The sequence below is a fragment of the Thermaerobacter sp. PB12/4term genome (assembly GCF_003403315.2).
Lineage (GTDB): Bacteria > Bacillota > Sulfobacillia > Thermaerobacterales > Thermaerobacteraceae > Thermaerobacter.
In genome coordinates this window covers 2,127,703-2,150,472 of record NZ_CP048407.1, presented here as the reverse complement: position 1 = coordinate 2,150,472, position 22,770 = coordinate 2,127,703, and the positions used below count along the sequence as shown (strand labels likewise).

Below are 22,770 nucleotides of genomic sequence, written 5' to 3'. Positions count from 1 at the left end.
GGAGACGGCATGTTGCATCCAGACCCTGGAGATCTCGGCGAATGTATGGGGTTCCTGCGCCAATGTGCGGGCCGGGTCGACTGCACATGTGCATGCGACGGTCGCAGCGCATAGACCGCACCTCACCGAGAGTCCGAGACTGTAGCCGGTCCGGTCGCCTGCCGTCACGGCAGGCTGCGGTCCAGCCACTGCAGGGCCCCCACCAGGACTTCGGTGCCCCGGGCGACATCTTCCGGCGAGGCCCACTCCTCCGGGCAGTGGCTGCGCCCGCCGCGGCAGGGGATGAAGAGCATGCCCATGGGGGCGATGCGCGCCAGGTGCATGGCGTCGTGCCCGGCGCCACTGGCCAGGCGCAGCGTGGGATAGCCCAGCGCATGGGCCGCGCCCTCGAGGGCCTCCATCACCTGCGGGTCGGCCTCGGCTCCCTCGGCCCGGCCCAGGCAGCGGCTGGACCACTGCACGCCGCGGGTGCGGGCGACCCGCTCGATGGCGGTGCGGATCTCGGTCCAGGCCTGCGCCAGCCGCCGCGGGTCGTGGCTACGCACGTCGACCGTGAGTCCGACCTTGCCCGGGACCACGTTGACGTTGTTCGGTTCGATGAGCAGGCGGCCGGTGGTCGCGACGCAATGGCCGCTGGTGGCAAGCTCACGGCCCGTACGCTCGACCGCCAGGATGACCTCTGCCGCTGCCGTCAGGGCATCGCGCCGCAGTTCCATCGGAGTCGTCCCCGCATGACCCGGCTGGCCCTCCAGGGTCACGCTGTGCCACTCCATGCTGGCGATGGCGGTCACGATCCCGATGGGTACACCGCGCTGCTCGAGCACGGGCCCCTGCTCGATGTGCATCTCCACAAACGCCGCGATTTCGCCCGGCTGGCGCAGGGGCGCGGAGAGGCTGCGGGGGTCCCCGCCCATGCGCCGGATGCCCGCGGCCAAGGTTTCGCCAGCCGGGTTGACCTCTGCCAGCATCTCCGGCGTGAGCCCTCCGGTCAGCGCCAGACTGCCGATGCAAGAGGGTCCGTAGTCGCTGGGTTCTTCCGCGAGAAAGTCGACGACCTCTACGGGGTGGCGCAGCCGTACCCCTGCCTCCCGCAGGGCGCGCACCGCCTCCAGGGCGCCGAGAACGCCGACCACCCCGTCGAACCGCCCACCGCCGAGAACGGTGTCGGTATGCGATCCCAGCATCAAAGGTGCCCGCCCGGGCTCGGTCCCTTCCCAGCGGCCGATCAGGTTGCCACCCGCGTCGACGCGGATCGCCAGGCCCGCCTCCTGCATGCGGGCGGCGAGCCAGCGCCGGCCCGCCTGATACACGTCCGTGAACGCGCGGCGAGTATACGGGCGATCCGGTTCCGTGAAGGTGGCGAGTTGCATGATGTCGGCCCAGAGCCGCTCGGCACGCACCGTCGGGCGGGACCCCGGCACCGTGTTCACGTCTCCCTTCCTCCACATGCGGTTCCTTCGATCTGGTTCCTGCGATCGCCCCCTTCCTTCGACCTCTACTGTACGTAACACCTTCCGGCACGGAACACCTCCCGTCGGCAACGGCCGGTCAGGAATCCCCACACCTCGCCAGCAGGAATTGCTCAACCTACCGAGTATGACTGTGAAACAACAACGCGACCCCCTTTGTTTCGAAATGTGAAACCAAGAGGGGAAAATTGGTGGGAAGTGGGTGATTCACACAAAAAGCTGCATACGGACCATCAGGCATGATGGGAGCCGACGTGAATCATGTTGCCCAATTCCGAAGAGCCGTTGGCCGACCCGCTGTCCCCGCCCGAGGAGTCCGGCCGACGGCTTATTACGAGGCAACCCCGACGTGACACGAGGAGGTCGCGCCCATGGCGTCGTGGCAGCAGTATCTGGATGACCACCGCACCCGGTTCCTCGAAGACTACCTCGACCTGCTGCGCATCCCCAGCATCTCCGCCCTGCCCGAGTACGCCCAGGACGTCCGGCGGGCGGCGGAATGGGTGGCACGGCGGCTTGAGACCGCGGGCCTCGAGGGCGTGCGGGTGATGGAGACCGGCGGGCACCCGGTGGTGTATGGCGAGTGGCTGTACGCGCCGGGCAAGCCCACCGTGCTGATCTATGGTCATTTCGATGTGCAGCCCGTCGACCCGCTGGAGCTCTGGTCGAGCCCGCCCTTCGAGCCGTCGATTCGGGACGGCCGGGTCTACGCCCGGGGTGCCTCCGACAACAAGGGCAACTTCATCCTGGCGGTGTTCGCCGTCGAGGCACTCCTGCGCGGCGAGGGCCGCCTGCCCCTGAACGTCAAGTTCTTCCTCGAGGGGCAGGAGGAGATCGGCAGCCCCCAGCTGCCCGCCTTCATCGCCCAGCACAAGGACCTCCTGGCCTGCGACCTGGTGATCAGCACCGACGGCGCCAACTGGGCGGAGGACCAGCCCTCCTTGTCCGTCGGCTCCCGCGGCCTCTGCGCCCTGCAGATCGACGTGCAGGGCGCAAGCAGCGACCTTCACTCCGGCCTCTACGGCGGCACGATCCAGAACCCCATCCACGCCCTGGTCCGGCTGCTTGAGTCCATGCGCAGCCCGGACGGGAAGATCCTGGTCGAGGGCTTTTACGACCGGGTGGCGCCCCTGTCCGCCGAGGAACGGGAGATGCTGGCCCGCATCCCCTTCGACGAGGAGGCCTACGCCCGGAACCTGGGCGTGCCGGTGACCTTCGGCGAGCCCGGCTACACCACCCTGGAGCGGGCCTGGCTTCGTCCCACGCTGGAGGTCAACGGGATCTGGGGCGGATTCCAGGGCGAGGGGACCAAGACCGTCCTCCCCAACGAGGCCCACGCCAAGATCTCCTGCCGCCTCGTGCCAGAACAGGATCCGGAGGAGATCATCGCCTGCATCAAAGCCCACGTGGAGCGGCACGTCCCGCCGGGCGTGCGGGTGACCGTGCGTCCCTTCCCCGGCAGCGCGCGGGCGTACGTGGCGCCGCCGGACCTGCCCGCCCTGCGGGCGGCCCGCCAGGTCCTGGCCGAGGTGTACGGCAAAGAGCCCTACCTGATCCGTACGGGAGGAACCGTGCCCGTCCTAGCCCTGTTCCTCACCCACCTGGGCGCCCACACCATCACCGTGGCCTTCGGCGTCGAGGACGAGCGCTTCCACGCGCCGGACGAGTTCTTCCGCCTGGAGAACTTCGACCGCGGGCAGCGAGGGTACGTCCGGTTGCTGCAGCGGCTGGGGGAGGAGGCCTGACGGCGGGCCCCGGGCCGGGTCGCGAGGTGTGACAGCTACCATGCGGGACGAGGAGGGAAGCCGAATGCGTCCGCTCAAGTCCATGCGGGTTGTCGCGTTGGCCGTCGTCCTGGTCGCCGCCCTGCTGCTCTCCGCCTGCTCGGGCGGCGGGGCCGCCCCTTCCGGGAGCTCCGGGGAGGGATCCGACAGCAGCGCGGGTGGGGACAAGACCTTCCGCATCGCCGTGGGCATCGATCCCGATACGCTGGATCCCGCCGGCATGACCACGACCACCGTGGCCAACATGGTGGACTACATCGTCGAGACGCTGGTCAAGATCGACAAGGACGGGAACATCCAGCCGGGCCTGGCGGAGTCCTGGCAGGTGGCTCCCGATGGGCGGTCGATCACCTTCAAGCTGCGGCAGGGGGTCAAGTTCCACGACGGCACGCCGTTCAACGCCGAGGCGGTCAAGTTCAACATCGAGCGGATCTTGAACCCCGAGGTACGCATGCCCCTGCGGGCGAGCTATGCGGTCATCCAGAGTGTGGAGGTGAAGGACGACTACACCGTGACCCTCCACCTCAAGGAGCCCGCGCCGTACCTGCTCGGTGCTCTGACGTACACCGCCGCTGGAATGATCTCGCCGAAGTCTGTCAACGAGCACGGCAACAGCATGACGACGTATCAGCACCCGGTGGGTACGGGCCCATACGTGTTGAAGCAGTACACCAAGGGCAGCCAGCTCGTCCTGGAGAAGTTCCAGGACTACTGGGGCGAGAAGCCCTACTATGACCAGGTCGTGTTCCAGATCGTGCCCGAGGCCGCGACCCGGGAGAGCCTCCTGCTGGCCGGGCAGGTGGACATGATCATCCTGCCGCCCACCTCCGACATCCCGGCGTTGCAGAAGAACCCCAAGGTCAAGGTCCTCCTCGCGCCCAGCGACCGGACGATCTTCGTGGCGATCAACACCCAGCACCCGGCGCTGAAGGACAAGCGGGTGCGGCAGGCCCTCAACTACGCAGTGAATAAGGAAGAGATCATCAAGAACGTGCTCTTCGGCGCCGCCGACGTCATGGACGCGCCCATGGCCAAGCCGCTGCTCGGGTACTGCCAGACCGGTCCTTACCCGTACGACCCCGAGAAGGCCAAGCAACTGCTGCAGGAGGCCGGGGCGACGAACCTCGAGCTGAAGTTCGTCACGCCGACGGGGCGGTACTTGCAGGACTATCAGGCCGCCCAGGCCATCGCCAACTTCTTGCAGCAGGTCGGCGTCAAGACGACCCTGTCGACCATGGACTGGCCGACCTACACCGCCACGGTGCAGGTACCGCCCGAGCAGGCGACGGTGCAGCTCCACATCCTGGGCTGGGCACCGACCTTCATGGACGCCCAGCAGCAGATGCTGCAGTTCACCAAGGACAACCACCCGCCCAAGGGCCTCGCGTCCTCTTACTACACCAACCCGCGGGTAGAGGAACTGGTGGCCCAGGCCAACCGCGAGGTCGACCAGGCGAAGCGCCAGCAACTGTATTGTGAGGCGGCCAGGATCATCTGGGAGGACGCGCCCTGGATCTTCCTCTGGGTGCAGCGGTTCCCGATCGTGCACTCGGCCGAGGTGACCAACATCTCGTACCTGCCCAACGAGAAGTTCGATGCCATCTACGCGCGGCCGGTTCAGTGACGGGTATGCGGGAGGGGGCCGCCTCGATCGCCCATGAAGCGGTACATCATCAAGCGCCTGTTCGCAGCCGTTATCACCTTGCTCGGTGTCACCTTCGCCGTGTTCCTGACCGTGCGGCTCATTCCGGGCGACCCGGCGGTGGTCGTCGCAGGCCCTATGGCGAGCGCTGAGGAGGTCGAGCGCATCCGCACGCAGCTGGGACTCGACCGGCCGTTCCTGGAGCAGTACGGGACATACCTTTCCCGGCTGATCCGGGGTGACCTGGGTGTTTCGGCCCGTACCCAGCAACCGGTGTTGCGTGAGATCCTGGCGCGGCTGCCCTACACCCTGGAACTGGCATTGGTGAGCGGTGCCCTGGCGACGATAACGGGGGTGGCGGCGGGGGTGATCGCCGCCACCCGCCGCTACACGCTGTTCGACTACCTGGCCTCCTTTGGTACCCTGCTCGGTGTCTCGATGCCGGTCTACTGGCTGGGCCTCCTGCTCATCGTGCTCTTTGCCGTGCGCCTGCAGTTGCTACCTGCCGCCGGGGCAGACGAGCCGGCGAGCATCGTGTTGCCTGCACTGACCCTCACTGCCTATTCGGTCGCGCTGGTGGCACGGATGACCCGGGCCACGATGTTCGAGGTGCTGGAGCAGGACTACGTGCGGACGGCATGGGCCAAGGGATTGCCGCTGCGGCGCATCATCTACCGGCACGCCCTACGCAACGCGCTGGTCCCCATCGTCACCGTGGTGGCACTACAGTTCGGGGCCCTGCTGGGCGGTGCGGTCCTCACCGAATCCGTGTTCGCGTGGCCGGGTATCGGCCTCCTGCTCGTGGACTCCATCTTTGCCCGGGATTTTCCCATGGTGCAGGGCATCGTCCTGATCTACTCGACCATGATCATCCTTCTGAATCTTGGGGTGGATCTGCTCTATGCCTACGTTGACCCCCGCATCCGCTACGGTTGAGACGGCGCCCATGGCACCCGAGAGCCGGGCACCCGAGCGGGCGCGGCGCGGGGCGTTCTGGCGGCGGTTTCGTCGTAACAGGCCGGCCGTCGTCGGCCTGGTCATCGTGGTGCTGCTCACGTTGCTGGCCATCCTGGCACCCGTGCTGACGTCCTACGACCCCCAGGCCCAGAAGCTCTCGGCCGTCTTCCAGCCGCCGTCGCGTGAGCATCCGCTGGGGACCGACCACCTGGGACGGGATATGGCCGCGCGGCTCCTCTACGGGGCGCGCTACTCCCTCGCGATCGGTGCCCTGGCGGTGGCCATCGGCCTGGCCGTGGGGGTCCCTCTGGGGGTCGTGTCCGGGTACTACGGGGGCTTCGTCGATTTGATCATTCAGCGGGTTACGGACATCTTGCTCTCGTTCCCGACCTTCCTCCTGGCCCTGTTGCTGGTCGCAGCGCTGGGCGTGGGCGTCGAGAATGCCGTGCTGTCCGTGGGCATCGGGACGATCCCGGCCTTTGTACGTATCGTGCGGGGGGTCGTGCTCGTGCTCAGGGAGCAGCCCTACGTGGAAGCCGCGCGTTCCATTGGGGCCTCGGACGGGCGTGTGATCTTCCGTCACATCCTGGTCAACGCGTGGCCCCCGGTCATCGTGCAGGCGACTCTGAGCATGGGTTCGACCATCCTCGTCGCCTCCGGCCTCGGGTTCCTGGGCCTGGGCGTGCCCCCGGGTACCCCAGAGTGGGGCGCGATGCTGGGTGAGGGCCGGCAGTATATCTTTAGCGCCTCCCACCTGGCGACCATCCCCGGTGTTGCCATCTTCCTGGCCGTGCTCGCCTTCAACCTGGTCGGCGATGGGCTGCGGGATGCCCTGGACCCGCGCCTGCGGAACGTCAAGGCCGCGTGAGCGACTCGAGGCCGTGTGACCGGCGCGTGTCCCCAATGCGGGCTCCTAGGAAAGCAGGCGGGCAGAGTCCAAGGGGCACCGCTGTGCATGGCAGGTGGGCAGGGCCGGGCTCTGCCGGAAGGTACCGGGCCGAAATGGCCACGTTACGCTCTGCGTCTTGTGGCTGGTTGGACGGAGCGTGAGAGCGCATGAAGCAGGACTACTTGGTGGAGATCCGAGGTCTACGGACGACCTTTCAGACGGAAGAGGGGCTGGTTCCCGCTGTCAACGGTGTCGATCTCGCCATTCGTCGTGGCGAGACCCTGGCGGTGGTGGGGGAATCGGGTTGTGGCAAGAGCGTTACCGCTCTCTCCATCCTGCGCCTGATTCCCTCACCCCCGGGCCGGATCGAGGCGGGGGAGATCGTCTTCGAAGGGCGCGATCTCCTCCGCCTGTCCGACGAGGAGATGCGGCGCATTCGCGGCAACGAGATTGCTATGATCTTCCAGGAGCCCATGACCTCCCTCAACCCCGTCTTCACCGTCGGAGACCAGATCGCCGAGGTGTTCATGTTCCACCGGGGCATGAGCCGTCGGGACGCCCTGGAACAGGCGGTGGAGATGTTGCGACACGTGGGCATCCCGGCGCCGGAGCGACGCGTGCGGGAATACCCTCATCAGATGTCGGGCGGGATGCGGCAGCGGGTCATGATCGCCATGGCCCTGGCCTGCCATCCCAAGCTCCTCATCGCCGACGAGCCGACGACGGCCCTGGACGTGACCATCCAGGCCCAGATCCTCGACCTGATGCGCCGGCTCAAAGAGGAGCTGGGCATGGCCATCCTGCTCATCACCCACGACCTGGGTGTGGTGGCGGAGATGGCCGAGCGGGTCGTCGTCATGTACGCCGGCCGGGTGGTGGAGGAAGGGGACGTGTACTCGGTCTTCCGCAATCCCGTCCACCCGTACACGGAAGGGCTCCTGCGCTCCATCCCGCGCCTGGACGAAGACCGGGAGCGGCTGCCCGCCATCGAGGGCACCGTCCCGAGCCCTGGGCATCTGCCCGGGGGGTGCCCGTTCCACCCGCGCTGCCCCTATGCCACGGACACCTGCCGGGAGGTCGAGCCCCGCCTGGAACCGCTCGGCGAGGGGCGGTACGCGGCCTGCCATCTGGCGGCGGAGCGCCTGACCGGGGAGGGGGTGGTCTGAGATGGCGGCAGAGGCGGCGACGCGGCTGCCGGAGCCAGCCGTGGGGCCGCAGCAGAAGGTCCTGGTGCAGGTTCGCGATGTGCGCAAGTGGTATCCCGTCACCGGTGGCGGCTTGTTCTCCGCGGTGATCGGCCACGTCAAGGCGGTGGACGGCGTCAGTTTCGACATCTACCGCGGGGAGACCCTGGGTCTGGTGGGCGAGTCGGGCTGCGGCAAGACCACCCTGGGCAAGGTGATCCTGCGGCTGCAGGAGCCCACCGCCGGTTCCGTACTGTTCGAGGGCCGGGACGTGTTCAAGATGAAGCCCGCGGAACTCCGCCGGCTGCGACGCGAGATGCAGATCGTGTTCCAGGACCCCTACGCCTCCCTCAACCCGCGGATGACGGTGGAGGAGATCATCGGCGAACCGCTGGCGATCTATGGAATTGCTCGGGGCGGGACGAAGCGCAAGCGGGTCAAGGAACTCTTGGAAGTGGTGGGGTTGTCGGCCGCCCACGCCCACCGTTACCCCCACGAATTCTCCGGCGGGCAGCGGCAGCGCATCGGCATTGCCCGCGCCCTTGCCCTGAACCCCAAGCTCATCGTCTGCGACGAGCCGGTCTCGGCCCTGGACGTGTCCATCCAGGCCCAGATCCTCAACCTCCTGGCCGACCTGCAGAAGGAGTTCGGCCTCACCTACCTGTTCATCGCCCACGGCCTGGCGGCGGTGAAGCACATCTCCAACCGGGTGGGCGTGATGTACCTGGGGAAGCTGGTGGAGCTGGCCGACAAGCACGAGCTCTACCGCAATCCTCGGCACCCCTACACCGAGGCGCTGCTGTCAGCGATTCCAATCCCCGACCCCACGGTGAAGCGGGAGCGCATCATCCTCCAGGGTGACGTGCCCAGCCCCCTGAACCCGCCGCGGGGCTGCCGCTTCCACACCCGCTGCCCGCTGGCGGAGGCGATCTGCCGCGAGAAGGAGCCGCCGCTGCTGGACATCGGCGGCGGCCACTGGGTGGCCTGCCACCTGCGGGCTGGGGAGGGGACGCCGGCACCAGCCGGCACCGCCGTATCCCGCCAGCGGGCGCCCGATAACGTTGTGGCCCGATAACGTTGTGGGGTAGCCTCCCGGCTACCCCACGATCATCTCCTTCAGCGCCGCCCCCGGCGGCACCATGGGCAGCACGTTCTCTGCCTGCCGCACCACGCAGTCCACCACCACCGGCCCCGGGCGGGCCAGGGCCTCGCGTACCGTCCCGGCCAGTTCGTCCGGGTGGGTGATGCGGTAGGCCGCCACCCCGTACGCCTCGGCCAGTTTGACGAAGTCGGGCTGGTGCTCGAAGACGCTGGCCGCAAGGCGCCCCTCGTAGAACAGGTCCTGCCACTGCCGCACCATGCCGTGGGCCCGGTTATTAATAATGAAGATTTTCACGGGCAACCCCAGCTCGGCCAGGGTCGACAGCTCCTGCACGTTCATCTGGAAGCTGCCGTCGCCGTCGATGCACAGCACCCGCGCGTCGGGACAGGCCAGCTGGGCGCCGATGGCGGCAGGCAGGCCGTACCCCATGGTCCCCAGGCCGCCGGAGGTCAGGAATTGCCGGGGCCGGCGGTACCGGTAGAACATGGCTGCCCACATCTGGTGCTGGCCGACGCCGGTGACCACCAGGGCGTCGCCGGCCGTGGCCCGCTCCAGTTCCTCGATCACCGCCTGGGGCAGCAGCTCACGGCGGGCCAGGTCGCGGTCGTAACGGTAGGGACGGGCTTGCTTCCAGCGCTCCACCTGGTCCAGCCACGGCTTGCGGGCGCACCACTCTTCCGGTGGAACCCGGCCCAGGGCCTCCAGCAGCGCCTCGAGGCCTTCCCGGGCGCCTGCGGCAAGGGCCACGCGGGGCGTCTTGACCTTTCCCAACTCGGCGGCGTCCACGTCAATGTGGATGACAGCCGCCTCGGGCGCGAAGGCGGAGACCCTGCCCGTCACCCGGTCGTCGAAGCGGGCGCCGGCGGCGATCAGGCAGTCGGTCTCGGTGAGGGCCATGTTGGCGGCGTAGGTGCCGTGCATCCCCGGCATGCCCAGAAAGAGCGGGTGGTCGCCGGGCATGGCGCCCAGGGCCATGAGGGTGGTGGTGGTGGGCAGAACCGCCGCCTCCGCCAGCCGGCGCAGGACCCCGGCGGCCCCGGCCACGATGACGCCGCCGCCGGCGTAAAGGACGGGGCGGCGGGCGCGGGCGATCAGGCGGGCCGCCTCGTCATAGCCGTTCGGGTTCGTCCCCCGGCCGGTGCCGGCGAGCCGTGGCGCCGCCGGGGGTGCCCCGTCGCCCCGGGCGGGCAGCGGGGGCACCGGCGCGACGCAGGGCCCCACGTCGCCGCGGACCGGCAAGGCGGGCCGCAGGGGCCGGTCCCAGGCCGCGGCGGAAAGGGTGGCGGTGAACACGTCCTTGGGGATGTCCACCAGCACGGGACCGGGCCGCCCGGAAGCGGCCACGGCGAAAGCCTCCCGCAGGATGGCGGGGAGCTCTTCGGGGTCCAGCACCAGGTAGCTGTGCTTGGTCACCGGCATGCTGAGGCCGAAGGTGTCGGCCTCCTGAAAGGCGTCGGTCCCCAGGAAGGGCCGCGCCACGTTCCCCGTGATGGCCACTACCGGCACCGAGTCCAGATAGGAGGTGGCGAGGCCGGTGATCAGGTTGGTGGCTCCGGGACCCGAGGTGGCGATGCATACCCCCACGCGGCCGCTGGCGCGGGCATAGCCGTCGGCGGCCAGGGCCGCGCCCTGCTCATGGCGGGCCAGGACGTGGCGGATGGGGGCCCCGTAAAGGGCGTCATACAGGGGCAGCACGGCGCCCCCGGGGATGCCGAAGACCACCTCCACGCCCTGTTCCAGCAGCACCTTGACGACGGCCTGGGCGCCCGTCACACCCGGCGCGCCCGGCGGGGGCAGCCCCGGCGTGGCGCCGGGAGCCGGCTCGGGTACAGGGGCCGCTTGTAAAGGAGCTGCCTGCGGTCCAGGACCCCGGTGCGGACCCGGAGGCGACACGGTGGAACCCGGCCGTGAGGACGACACGGCAAAACCCTCCCTTTCGTCCCGGGCGATTCCCGGGCGATTTGGTTCCGGGCGTTCCCGTCTTGCGGTTCCTGGTTCGGCTCCCGGTTGGCGGCCGGGCGCCGGGCTGTCAACCCAAGAACACCGCACCCGTCAACCCATCAGCACCGCGCCCGTGTTGGCCGACGTCACCGCCCGGGCGTAGCGGGCCAAATAGCCCCGCGTCTCCCGCGGGGGCCGCGGCTGCCACCGCTCGCGGCGGCGGGCCAGTTCGTCCGGAGGAACCCGGAGCTCCAGGCGGCGGCCCGGGATGTCGATCTCGATCTCGTCGCCGTCCTCCACCAGGGCGATGGGCCCGCCGGCGGCGGCCTCCGGCGAGACGTGGCCGATGGAGGCGCCCCGGGTGGCGCCGGAGAAGCGGCCGTCGGTGATCAGGGCCACCTCCCGGTCGAGGCCCATGCCGGCCAGGGCGGCGGTGATGGTCAGCATCTCCCGCATGCCGGGCCCGCCCCGCGGCCCCTCGTAGCGGATCACCACCACGTCCCCAGGGCGGATGCGGCCCTGGCGGATGGCCTCGGCGGCGTCCTCCTCGCTGTCGAAAACCCGGGCCGGGCCGCGGTGCCGCAGCATGGCCGGGTCCACCGCACCTTGCTTCACCACCGCCCCGTCGGGAGCCAGGTTGCCGCGCAGCACGGCCAGGCCGCCCTCGGGACTGTAGGGCTCCTCCAGTGGCCGGATCACGTCGGAGCGCCAGGCGCGGGCCCGGAGGATGCGCCGTTCGGCGGCGGCCAGGTTCTCGGCCACGGTGCGGCCCGTCACCGTCAGCACCGAGCCGTCGATGTGCCCGCCCCGCAGCAGCTCCGCCAGCACCGCCTGGATGCCACCGGCCTGGTGCAGATCCTGGATATGGTGGGGACCGGCGGGGGCCAGCTTGCAGAGCTGGGGCGTGCACCGGCTCACCTCGTCGATCAGATCCAGGGTGATCACGTCGCCCAGTCCCGCCTCGTAGGCGATGGCCAGCAGGTGCAGCACCGTGTTGGTGGAACAGCCCAGGGCCATGTCGACGGCCAGGGCGTTGCGGAAGGCCGCCTCCGTCAGGATGTCCCGGGCGCGGAGGCCCCGGCGCACCAGCTCCATCACCTGCATGCCGGCCTGCTTGGCCAGGCGCAGCCGGGCGGCCTCTACCGCCGGGATGGTGCCGTTGCCGGGGAGCCCCAGGCCGATGGCCTCGGTCAGGCAGTTCATCGAGTTGGCGGTGAACATGCCGGAGCAGGAGCCGCAGGTGGGGCAGGCGGCCTCCTCCAGCTCGAAGAGCTCCTCCGCGGTGATGCGCCCGGCCTGGAAGGCGCCCACGCCCTCGAACACCGTGGCCAGGTTGACCGCCCGCCCGTAGACGTTGCCGGCCATCATGGGCCCGCCGCTGACCACCACCGTGGGCAGGTCCAGGCGGGCGGCGGCCATGAGCATCCCCGGCGTGATCTTGTCGCAGTTGGGGATCAGTACCAGGCCGTCCAGCTGGTGGGCCTCCGTCACCGTCTCGATGGAGTCGGCGATCAGCTCGCGGCTGGGCAGAGAGAAGCGCATGCCGCGGTGGCCCATGGCGATGCCGTCGTCGACGCCGATGACGCCGAACTGGATGGGCGTGCCGCCGGCCATGCGGATGCCGTCGCACACGGCCCGGGCAATATTGTCGAGGTGCACGTGGCCGGGGATGATCTCGTTGCGGCTGTTCATCACCCCGATCAGCGGCCGCCGCAGCTCCTCGTCGGTGTAGCCCATGGCCTTGAAGAGGGAGCGGTGGGGGGCGCGGTGGAACCCCTCCACCACCTCCCGGCTGCGCAGGGTGGCCGTTTCCGTCAAGGGCGTCACGCTCCCTTCCCTGTCCCGGGCCGGCCCCCGGCCGCCGCCCGGGTGCGGGCCTTCGACTCCGCCCGGCGGCCGACGGGGTGGCGGGTCCGGCGGCTGCTGCGGTGGCCGCTGTAGGTCGCCCCGGCCGGGGGCGGGGCGTCCGGCGCCACCCCCGGGGCCGCCGGGACCGGTTCGTCCGGAAGAACCGGCCGGAAGCCGTGGTCGCCGGCGATCCAGGATACGGCCAGGTTGTCGCCGGCCACCCCGGGGGCGGAAGCGGCCGGGGCTGCGGCGGCGGAAAGGGAAGCTCCCGGCACAGCCGCAGGGGGCGTCTCTCCCGTGGTCCCGGCCGCCCCACCGGGGGAACCCTCCCCGAGCGGCGCGGGGTCGACGGGCTCCACCGGGTCCCAGAAGGCCACCTGCAGCGGCGCGTCCACAGGCTCCAGGGGCGCGGGAGCCAGCCGCTCCCTGACCTTCAGGGCCACGGCCCGGCCCACCTCTTCCGTGCCGGCCACGGGAGCACCGGGCGGGGCGATGTCGGGCGTCCACGGGCCGTAAGCCAGCACCTCGTCGATGGCGTCCTCCACGGCCCGGGCCTCCCGCTCCAGACCGAAGGCATACCGGAGCATCAGGGCGGCGGAAGCGATGGCGGCCAGGGGGTTGGCGATGCCCCGGCCGGCGATGTCGGGCGCCGAACCGTGGACCGGCTCGAAGAGGGGCGGCCGCCCCGGCAGGCCCAGGCTGGCCGAGGGCAAGAGTCCCAGGGAGCCGCAGAGGGCGGCGGCCAGGTCGCTCAGGATGTCGCCAAAGGTGTTTTCCGTTACCAGGACGTCGAACCGGCCGGGGCTGCGGACCAGCTGCATGGCGGCGTTGTCGACCAGCATGTGCTCCAGCTCCACGTCGCCGAACTCCTCCGCCACTGCCTCGGTGACCCGCCGCCACAGCCGCGAGGTCTCCAGCACGTTGCTCTTGTCGACGGACACCACCCGGCGCCGGCGGCCCCGGGCCAGCTGGAAGGCCATGCGCACGATGCGCTCGATCTCCGGCGTGGTGTAGACCATGGTGTCGTAGGCCCTCTCGCCGAAGGGCTCCTGCTGGAGGCCCCGCTCGCCGTAGTAGAGGCCGCCCGTCAGCTCCCGGACGATCAGCACGTCGATGCCGGTCCCCACCACCTCGGGCCGCAGGGGCCCCCGGCCGGCCATGGCCGGATGAACCCGCACCGGCCGCAGGTTGGCGTAGGCGCCCACCGCCTTGCGCAGCCTGAGCAGGCCCGTCTCGGGCCGGCGGGCCGCCGGTTCGCGGTCCCAGCGGGGGCCGCCCACCGCACCCAGCAGGATGGCGCCGGCCGCCAGGCATGCCTGTTCCGTCTCGGGCGGCAGGGGATCGCCGGTGGCCTCCACCGCGGCGCCGCCGATGGGGGCTTCGGTGAAGTCGAAGGCGATGCCCGTCGCCGCGCCCACGGCCTCGACCACCCGCACGGCTTCCCGGATCACCTCAGGCCCGATGCCGTCGCCCGGCAGGACGGCGATGCGATAGGTCATGTTCCTCGCCCCCTCCACCAGCTTCCGGCCGCCGTGCGGCCGCCTTCCGGCGCGGTAGCGCCTCCTGCCGTGGGACGCCCTGCTGCCGCGGCGGCGCCTGCTACCGTGGGACGCCCTGCCGCGGCGGCGCCCGCAGCACGGCCACCGCCTGCTGCCGCCGTCGCAACGGCCGCCGCGGTACCCGCGGCCACCCTGCTGCCAGCGCAGGAACTACCGGCCGGCGGCGCCACGGCCGGCACCCCCTCCGCCGCCCGCGGCGCCCTGGGCGGCCTGGGTGGCTCGGGCGGGCTGGGCGCCCTGGGCGGCCAGCTTGCGCCGGGCATACTCCACCAGCCCGCCGCAGCGCAGGATCTCCTGCATGAAGGGCGGGAAGGGAGCGGCCTGGAAAGTCTCGCCCGTGGCCACCCGGCGGATGGTGCCGGCGGCCAGGTCCACCTCCACCTCCTCCCCCGCCTCCAGGGCGACCACGGCATCCGGGCACTCCAGAATGGGCAGCCCCACGTTGATGGCATTGCGGTAGAAGATCCGGGCGAAGGAGCGGGCGATGACGCACCGCACCCCCGCGGCCCGGATGGCCACCGGCGCATGCTCCCGCGAGGAACCGCAGCCGAAGTTGCGCCCGGCGACGATCACGTCGCCCGGCCGGACGCCGGAGGCGAAGCTGGGGTCCAGGTCCTCCATGCAGTGGGCGGCCAACTCGGCGGGATCGGTGGTGAAAAGGTACCGCGCCGGGATGATCACGTCGGTGTTGATGTCGTCGCCGTACTTCCACACGCGGCCCACGGCCGCCACCTCCTCATCCTTCATGGGACGAACCGGACGAACCGGCCGGCCCACCTGCCGGCCGGCAGGCCCGCCTGCGCCTGCACCGGGCGGCCGCCTCACGCCACCCCGGCCACCTCTTCGTAGCGGATGCCGAGTTCCTCCGGATGGCACAGCCGGCCCGCCACCGCCGAGGCCGCGGCCACCGCCGGGTTGGCCAGGTAGGACTCCGACTCGGGGTGGCCCATCCGGCCGACGAAGTTGCGGTTGGAGGTGCTGACGCACCGCTCGCCCTTGCCGAGCACGCCCATGTGGCCGCCCAGGCAGGGCCCGCAGGTGGAGGCGCTGACCACGCACCCGGCGGCCATGAAGATCTCGATCAGCCCTTCCTTGAGGGCCTGCAGGTAGATGTCCCGGGAGGCCGGGATCACGATGGCCCGGACCTCCGGGTGCACCCGCCGGCCCCGCAGGATGCGGGCGGCGGTGCGTAGGTCGTCCAGGCGCCCGTTGGTGCAGGAGCCGATGAAGACCTGGTCGATGGGGACCCGCTCCACCTCGCTCAGGGGCCGCACGTTGTCGGGCGACCAGGGCAGGGCCACCTGGGGCTCGATCCGGGCGGCGTCGAACTCGTACACCTCGGCGTATTCCGCGTCGGGGTCGGACCAGACGGGGCTGCAGGGCCGCTGGGCCCGCCGCGCCACGTAGTCCAGGGTCCGCTGGTCGGGGTTGAAGATGCCGTTCTTGCCGCCGGCCTCGATGGCCATGTTGGCCATGGCCAGCCGCCCGTCCATGCTGAGGTCGGCCAGCGCCTCGCCGGTGAACTCCATGGCCTTGTAGGTGGCGCCGTCGCAGGAGATGCGGCCGATGGTGTAAAGGATCAGGTCCTTGCCCGTCACCCAGGGCTGCAGCCGGTTGTAATAGACGAACTTCAGCGTCTCGGGCACCTTGAGCCACGTCTCGCCGGTGGCCATGGCGTAGGCCAGGTCGGTGCTGCCCACGCCGGTGGAGAAGCAGCCCACGGCCCCGTAGGTGCAGGTGTGGGAGTCGGCTCCCAGCACCAGCTCCCCGGGAAGAACCAGCCCGCGGTCGGGCAGCAGGGCGTGCTCGATGCCCTCGCCCATCTCGTAGTAGTGGACCAGCCCCTGCTCCCGGGCGAACTCCCGCGCCACCTTGCACTGGTCGGCGCTGCGGATGTCCTTGCTGGGGGCGAAGTGGGACAGGACGATGGCCACCCGCTCGGGATCGAAGACCCGGGTTGCCCCCATCTCGCGGAAGGCGCGGATGGCCAGGGGCGCGGTGATGTCGTTGGCCATGAGGAAGTCGACCCGGACCTCGACCAGCTGGCCGGGTTCGACCCAGGGGACGCCGGCGTGGGCGGCCAGGATCTTCTCGGTGATGGTCATGGGGCGCGGGGCCGCCATAGATGAACCTCCTTCGGTTGCAAGCGATGGCCTGTCACGGGCGTTCAGGCTGACCGCTACCTACCGGCCGGTCCACCGGCCGGTCCCCGCTGCCCGGGGGTCGGTCTAACGGCCGGTCCCCGGCGCCCGGCGGCCGGTGTCCGCGCCGCCCGGCGGCAGGCTCTTCGCAGGGGCCGGCACCCCGGCCGGCGAATGTTCATAAGCTGGGCATGCGGCCGGCTGTCCGGGCTGGGGACCCGGCCGCACGCCCGGTCTTGCGGGGGTCGCCCCCGTGCTTGCCACGGCCCGCTTCGGGGGGTCAGGCGCCGTGGGCAAGCCGGGATGCGGCCCCGCTCTCTTGCTGGCGTTCCTCCAGCACCTGGGCCGCCAGCCGCGCCAGGGCCTCCTTGCTGACGAACTCCCGCCGGTCGGCCAGGGCCTTGAAGCGGCGGAACACCTCCCGGAAGGCGTCCTCGGGCAGGCTGAAGCCCAGGCGCTCCAGCTCGACCCGCACGGCGTGGCGCCCGGAGTGCTTGCCCAGCACCAGCTGGGACCCGCCGGCGCCCACCGCCTCGGGCCGGATGATCTCGTAGGTCAGGGGGTTCTTGATCACCCCGTCCTGGTGGATCCCCGACTCGTGGGCGAAGGCGTTGGCACCCACCACCGCCTTGTTGGGCGGAACGGGCACCCCCGTCAGGCGGGAGACCACCTGGCTGGCGGGAACCAGCTGCCGGGTGTCGACCCCGGTGGTGGCGCCGAAGACGTCGCCCCGCACGGCCAGGGCCATCACCACCTCTTCCAGGGAGCAGTTGCCCGCCCGCTCGCCGATGCCGTTGATGGTGCACTCCACCTGGCGCACGCCCACCCGCACCGCCGCCAGGGCGTTGGCCACGGCCATGCCCAGGTCGTCGTGGGTGTGGGCGCTGAAGACCACCCGGTCCGGTCTGGGCACCCGGGCCATCACCTCCTGGAACATCTGGGCGTAGGTCCAGGGCGTGGCGTAGCCCACGGTGTCGGGCAGGTTGATGGTGCCGGCGCCGGCCTCGATGGCGGCCGCCGTCACCTCGGCCAAGAAGCCCACGTCGCTGCGGGTGGCGTCCTGGGCGGAGAATTCCACGTCCGGGCAGAGCGACCGGGCGTAGCCCACCATCTCTTCCACCAGCCGCAGCACCTGGTCCTCGGTCATGCGCAGCATGGCCTCCAGGTGGATGGGCGAGGTGGAGACGAACACGTGGATCCGCGGCCGCCGGGCGTGGCGGATGGCCGCCCAGGCCCGGTCGATGTCCACCGCCGCCGTTCGCGCCAGGGCAGCGATGGTGGGACCATGGACCTCCGCCGCGATGCGGCTCACCGCCTCGAACTCGCCGTCGGAGGCGACGGGGAAGCCGGCCTCGATGATGTCGACCCCCAGGGCCGCCAGCCAGCGGGCCACCTCCACCTTCTCGTCCACCGTCAGGGCGACGCCGGGCGTCTGCTCGCCGTCCCGCAGGGTGGTGTCGAAGATCCGCACCCGGTCCCGGTCGAACCCGGCGTCCCCGCCGTGGCCCGAGCCGGCGGTGCTAGCCATGGGGGTCCGCGTAACCTCGCCAACCCCATCCGCCATGGGGCATCCCTCCCTCTGGGGTGCGGGCCGGAGCCGGTTCGTCCCGCTCCGGCCGGTACCGGGCCGGGCTAGCCCGCCCAGGCCGCCGGGGCGGCCGCCGTCGCAGCCGCCGGGGTCGCCGGGGCCTCCTGAACGGCCGGTGCCTCCGGGCGTCCCGCCGCCGGGGCGCCGTCCTCCCGGGGCAGCCAGTCCATCATCGCCCGCAGCCGCCGGCCGACCGCCTCGATGGGGTGACGGGCCTCCTGAGCGCGGCGGGCGTTCATCACCGGCCGGCCGGCCTGGTTCTCCAGGATCCACTCCCGGGCAAAGGCACCGCACTGGATCTCGGCCAGGATCTCCCTCATCCGTTGCCGGACCCCGGCGTCGATGATCCGCGGCCCGCGGGTGAGGTCGCCGTACTCGGCCGTGTCGCTGATGGAGTAGCGCATCCGCGCCAGGCCGCCCTCGTACATCAGGTCCACGATGAGCTTCAGCTCGTTGAGGCACTCGAAGTAGGCGATCTCGGGCTGGTAGCCGGCTTCGACCAGCGTCTCGAACCCCGCCTTGACCAGCTCCGTCACGCCGCCGCAGAGCACCGCCTGCTCGCCGAAGAGGTCGGTCTCCGTCTCCTCCTGGAAGGTAGTCTCGATGACCCCCGCCCCGGTGCAGCCGATCCCCCAGGCGTAGGCCAGGGCCAGCTGCCGGGCCTGTCCCGTGGCATCCTGGGCCACGGCCAGCAGCCCGGGCACGCTGCGCCCTTCCCGGACGAACCGGCGCAGCAGGTGGCCGGGCGCCTTGGGCGCCACCATGAAGACGTCGACGCCGGGCGGCGGCTGGATCTGGCCGAAGTGGACGTTGAAGCCGTGGGAGAAGGCCAGGGCCTTGCCCTCGGTCAGGTGGGGGGCGATGGCCTCCTGGAAGACGGCGGGCTGCCGCTCGTCGGGGATCAGCATGACCACCACATCGGCGCCGGCGGCCGCCTCGGCCGGTGTGCAGGTGGGGAAGCCATCGGCCCGGGCTCGGTCGGCGCTGGGGCCCGGACGGATGCCGATCACCACCTCGACGCCCCGGTCCCGCAGGTTCTGGGCCTGGGCGTGGCCCTGGCTGCCGTAGCCGATGACGGCGACCCGCCGCCGCCGGATGAGTTCCGGGTTCGCGTCCCGGTCGTAGTAGATCGTCGCCAAGGTGCTCCCTCCCATCCTTGGTTACGCCTTTCGCTCTCCTGGACGGTGGGGCCGGGGTTCCGGCGGGGATCCACCCCGGACCGTGCCGGTGGCCGGCACCGCTCAGGGGCCGGATCCCGCTGCCAGGGCGGGGGAGAAGGCGCCGGCCCCGGAGGGGAGCGGGTCCTCCTCCCCGGAAGGCTCCCAGGAGGGCCCCGGCGTGCCTGCAGGCGCTACGACCGCTGCCGCCAGTACCTGCGAACCCCGCGCCAGGGCCGCCACCCCCGTCCGCATCACCTCCACCGGGCCGAACTCGCGGGCCAGGCCGAGAAAGGCGTCGAGTTTGGCGGGGTCGCCGGTGACCTCCAGCACCAGGGAGCGCGGGGCCACGTCGACCACCCGGGCGCGGAAGACCTGGGCCATCTGGAGCAAGTCGGCCCGCCGGGCAGGATGCTCCAGCAGCACCTTGACCAGGGCCAGTTCCCGTCCCACCGCCCGGGACGGTTCGGCCACCTCGACGCCGGCCACGTCCACCAGGCGGGCCAGCTGGGCCGCCAGCCGGTGGGCCCGGTCGGCCGGTTCGTCCAGGACCAGGTTGACGCGGACGAACCCGGCGGGCCCGGCGGCGCCGGTGGCCAGGGAGCGGACCCGGTACCGGCGGCTCTCATAGACGCCGAGGATGCGGCGGAGGACGCCGGGCCGGTCGGCGGCCAGCACCATGACGTGGATCAAGGGCTCACCTCCTTTCGCCGGCCCGGGGCCGGCCAGCCCCGCTGGAGGGCTGGAAAAACCAAGGCGCTCTTCGCCCCGGGCCCATCGGGCCGGGGGCGAAGAGCGCCGCTTCGCGGTACCACCCCGGTTGCCGCCGCCTCGCGGCGGCGGCCTTGGCGGGTGGCGGCGGGCGGAACTGCGGGTCGCCGGTGTCGCCGGCATACCGGCGTTGCCGGTCTGCCGGTGGCCCGGGCCGCGGGTATCCGGTTTCCCGGTGTCCGAGTGTCCCGGTGTCCGGGCCGCCACCCTCTGGTTAACGACGACCTCCTGGACCGTCCCCGGCAGGGGCCCCCCCGGCGGGAGGATGCCGGCCGGGCGGCGGGGACGGGGGCGGAGACCGCCGGATCCGGCTAGGGGCCTGAGGACCCTTCACCGGAACGGCTCCAGGGCGAGTTCCCCGGTTCCTCGGCGCCGGTTTGCACCAGCCACCGGCTCTCTGCAGCCGGGCTTGCCGGGTACTGCTCCCCTTCACGGCCGCTGAACTGGCCTTGGGCTGTCAATCTGGCCGGGCGTCGCCGCCGGGCACCCCCCTGGCGCCGCATGGACCGGCCAGGGCAAAGGGAAAACGGCAAGAGGTAATAAGAAACCCCGAGCGGCACAGGCGCCAACCGGGGTTGGGAACCTGCCGCTCGGGGCTTTTATCCCCACGGTGTCCCGCCGGCGGAACCGGCGGGTTGCGCCGCTTGGTCCAGTCCACAGGCAGCGGGCCGCTTCTCGGAGGCCGGTGGACCGGCCTCCCCGCGACCCGGATGGCGGGTCCGCCAGGTCCCCGGAACCCCGGGGAGGCGGTGCGCCGTCACAACGCCGGTGCGGAACCCTAGGCGCACTTCCCAAACCGACTCGGACCGCTCTCCATCGAGATGCTGGGTGTCCGTGTCAGGTTTGACCTGGATTATAACACCGACTACGGGGGTGTCAACCCACTTCACCGAAGGATGCAGGGTTAAGGTTTGTTAAAGTTCGGCGCCAGAGGGTTGGGTGCCCAGGGCTGCCCAGGGCCGGGAACGGCCGCAGGGGCCGGCCACCGTCAGGAAAGGCGCGGCCAGGGGGCCGGGGGCCGCCCCTTGCCGTCCGCCCCCGTTCCCGGCCCCTTCGGTGAGCCAGGACCACCGTTCGCCGGCGGGCCATTGCCCCTGGCATCCCTTCCGCCGTACGTGGTAAGAGAACGATTCTCACCCACATCCACCGGGAGGGATCCCCGTGAGCATCCGCAACGGCAAGCCCAGGGCCGGGGAGCCGGCCGGCTCGACCGCACCGTCGCAGCCCGACCGGCGGTCCCTGGAGGAGCGGATCCGGCAGGAGGCCGCCCAGCTGGAGGAGGAGTGGCGGGCCAGTCCCCGCTGGCAGGGCATCCGGCGCAACTATTCGGCCGAGGACGTGGTCCGGCTGCGGGGTTCGATCCGGGTCGAGTACACCCTGGCCCGCCAGGGTGCGGAGCGGCTGTGGCAGCTGCTCCAAAGCGAGGACTACGTGGCCGCGCTGGGCGCCCTGACCGGGGCCCAGGCGGTGCAGATGGTCAAGGCCGGGCTCAAGGCCATCTACCTCAGCGGCTGGCAGGTGGCCGCCGACGCCAACCTGGCCGAGCAGATGTACCCCGACCAGAGCCTCTACCCCGCCAACAGCGTCCCCGCGGTGATCCGACGGATCAACAACGCCCTGCGCCGGGCGGACCAGATCCACTGGGCCGAGGGGGACGACTCGACCTACTGGATGGCCCCCATCGTGGCCGACGCCGAGGCCGGCTTCGGCGGGCCCCTCAACGCCTTCGAGCTGATGAAGGCCATGATCGAGGCCGGGGCGGCCGGGGTCCACTACGAAGACCAGTTGGCCTCGGAGAAGAAGTGCGGGCACATGGGCGGCAAGGTGTTGGTGCCCACCAGCCAGTTCATCCGCACCCTGACCGCCGCCCGGCTGGCCTCCGACGTCTGCGGGGTGCCCACCATCCTGGTGGCCCGCACCGACGCCCTGGGGGCCACCCTGCTGACCAGCGACGTCGACCCCTATGACCGGCCGTTCATCACCGGCGAGCGGACGCCCGAGGGCTACTTCCGGGTGCGCAACGGCATCGAGGCGGCCATCGCCCGCGGGCTGGCCTACGCGCCCTACGCCGACCTCTTGTGGTTCGAGACGGCCAAGCCCGATCTGGAGGAGGCGCGGCGGTTCGCCGAGGCGATCCACCGCCAGTTCCCGGGCAAGCTTCTGGCCTACAACTGCTCGCCGTCCTTCAACTGGAAGCGCCACCTGGACGACGACACCATCGCCCGCTTCCAGCGGGAGCTCGCGGCCATGGGCTACAAGTTCCAGTTCATCACCCTGGCGGGCTTCCACGCCCTCAACGCCTCCATGTTCGAGCTGGCCCACGGCTATGCCCGCACCGGCATGACGGCCTACGTCCAGCTGCAGCAGCGGGAGTTCGAGCTGGAGGAACTGGGCTACACCGCCACCCGGCACCAGCGCGAGGTGGGAACCGGCTACTTCGACCGGGTCTCGGAGGTCATCTCGGGCGGGCAGTCGTCGACCCTGGCGCTCAAGGGCTCGACGGAAGAAGAGCAGTTCGAGGAGACGCCCCGGGCGGCCCGGGGGGCGTGAAGCAGCGCCGGTCGGCAACGCCGGTCGGCTGCGAACAGCCGGCCCGGGCCCGACGGATGGGGAGTCTCCGATGCACCGCGGAGAAAGCCGGCAGGACGGGACCGCATGAATCCAACCCAACCGAGGTATACCAGGATCGGCGAAGAGGGGTGTGCCGCAGCGCAGCGGACGTGGGAAGGGCCGGGGAG

16 protein-coding genes are annotated in these 22,770 nt (G+C 71.0%); 7 read left to right on the top strand and 9 right to left on the bottom strand.

The features are described from left to right. Positions 1-164 precede the first annotated feature (164 nt). Complete coding sequence (locus DYI95_RS08935; RefSeq protein WP_243149721.1) at positions 165-1,430, bottom strand: Zn-dependent hydrolase; 1,266 nt, start codon at positions 1,428-1,430, stop codon at positions 165-167. A 410-nt stretch (positions 1,431-1,840) separates the two neighbouring features. Between DYI95_RS08935 and DYI95_RS08930 the strand changes: the two genes are divergently transcribed. From DYI95_RS08930 to DYI95_RS08905, 6 genes are all read left to right on the top strand, one after another. Next, positions 1,841-3,214 (top strand): dipeptidase, encoded by a 1,374-nt coding sequence (locus DYI95_RS08930; protein ID WP_116900132.1) that lies wholly within the window; start codon positions 1,841-1,843, stop codon positions 3,212-3,214. A 64-nt stretch (positions 3,215-3,278) separates the two neighbouring features. Then, complete coding sequence (locus DYI95_RS08925; RefSeq protein ID WP_116900133.1) at positions 3,279-4,877, top strand: ABC transporter substrate-binding protein; 1,599 nt, start codon at positions 3,279-3,281, stop codon at positions 4,875-4,877. Positions 4,878-4,910: 33 nt separating this feature from the next. Further along, positions 4,911-5,831, top strand: a complete 921-nt coding sequence (locus tag DYI95_RS08920) for an ABC transporter permease (RefSeq protein WP_116900134.1) — start codon at positions 4,911-4,913, stop codon at positions 5,829-5,831. A gap of 10 nt (positions 5,832-5,841) precedes the next feature. Then, entirely contained in the window at positions 5,842-6,720 is an 879-nt protein-coding gene (locus DYI95_RS08915; protein ID WP_116900135.1) for an ABC transporter permease, read from the top strand. A 188-nt stretch (positions 6,721-6,908) separates the two neighbouring features. After that, positions 6,909-7,907: an ABC transporter ATP-binding protein gene (locus DYI95_RS08910; protein WP_116900136.1), complete on the top strand. Its 999-nt coding sequence runs from the start codon at positions 6,909-6,911 to the stop codon at positions 7,905-7,907. Position 7,908: 1 nt separating this feature from the next. Next, positions 7,909-9,000: an ABC transporter ATP-binding protein gene (locus DYI95_RS08905; protein ID WP_116900137.1), complete on the top strand. Its 1,092-nt coding sequence runs from the start codon at positions 7,909-7,911 to the stop codon at positions 8,998-9,000. 21 nt (positions 9,001-9,021) lie between these two features. Here the strand turns inward: DYI95_RS08905 and DYI95_RS08900 are convergent, their stop codons facing one another. The 8 genes from DYI95_RS08900 to ilvN form a co-directional block, all read right to left on the bottom strand. Continuing rightward, positions 9,022-10,800, bottom strand: a complete 1,779-nt coding sequence (locus tag DYI95_RS08900) for a thiamine pyrophosphate-dependent enzyme (protein WP_203530613.1) — start codon at positions 10,798-10,800, stop codon at positions 9,022-9,024. A gap of 279 nt (positions 10,801-11,079) precedes the next feature. Continuing rightward, positions 11,080-12,768: a dihydroxy-acid dehydratase gene (gene ilvD / locus DYI95_RS08895; RefSeq protein ID WP_164581374.1), complete on the bottom strand. Its 1,689-nt coding sequence runs from the start codon at positions 12,766-12,768 to the stop codon at positions 11,080-11,082. A 23-nt stretch (positions 12,769-12,791) separates the two neighbouring features. Further along, the gene (leuB, locus tag DYI95_RS08890; protein WP_116900138.1) at positions 12,792-14,315 is read right to left on the bottom strand and encodes a 3-isopropylmalate dehydrogenase; all 1,524 of its coding nucleotides are present in this window, start codon (positions 14,313-14,315) and stop codon (positions 12,792-12,794) included. Between the two features lie 210 nt (positions 14,316-14,525). Beyond that, complete coding sequence (locus tag DYI95_RS08885; RefSeq protein ID WP_116900161.1) at positions 14,526-15,098, bottom strand: 3-isopropylmalate dehydratase small subunit; 573 nt, start codon at positions 15,096-15,098, stop codon at positions 14,526-14,528. 98 nt (positions 15,099-15,196) lie between these two features. Further along, positions 15,197-16,498 carry a 3-isopropylmalate dehydratase large subunit gene (gene leuC, locus DYI95_RS08880; RefSeq protein WP_116900139.1) on the bottom strand — a complete coding sequence of 434 codons (1,302 nt, stop codon included), beginning with the start codon at positions 16,496-16,498 and terminating at the stop codon, positions 15,197-15,199. A gap of 298 nt (positions 16,499-16,796) precedes the next feature. Next, positions 16,797-18,080, bottom strand: a complete 1,284-nt coding sequence (locus DYI95_RS08875) for a 2-isopropylmalate synthase (RefSeq protein ID WP_116900140.1) — start codon at positions 18,078-18,080, stop codon at positions 16,797-16,799. A 68-nt stretch (positions 18,081-18,148) separates the two neighbouring features. Continuing rightward, positions 18,149-19,243 carry a ketol-acid reductoisomerase gene (gene ilvC, locus DYI95_RS08870; RefSeq protein ID WP_116900141.1) on the bottom strand — a complete coding sequence of 365 codons (1,095 nt, stop codon included), beginning with the start codon at positions 19,241-19,243 and terminating at the stop codon, positions 18,149-18,151. Positions 19,244-19,345: 102 nt separating this feature from the next. Next, positions 19,346-19,954 carry an acetolactate synthase small subunit gene (gene ilvN / locus DYI95_RS08865; protein ID WP_116900142.1) on the bottom strand — a complete coding sequence of 203 codons (609 nt, stop codon included), beginning with the start codon at positions 19,952-19,954 and terminating at the stop codon, positions 19,346-19,348. 1,317 nt (positions 19,955-21,271) lie between these two features. Here ilvN and aceA point away from each other — a divergent pair. Continuing rightward, positions 21,272-22,582, top strand: a complete 1,311-nt coding sequence (gene aceA / locus DYI95_RS08860; protein WP_116900162.1) for an isocitrate lyase — start codon at positions 21,272-21,274, stop codon at positions 22,580-22,582. The last annotated feature ends 188 nt before the right edge of the window (positions 22,583-22,770 follow it).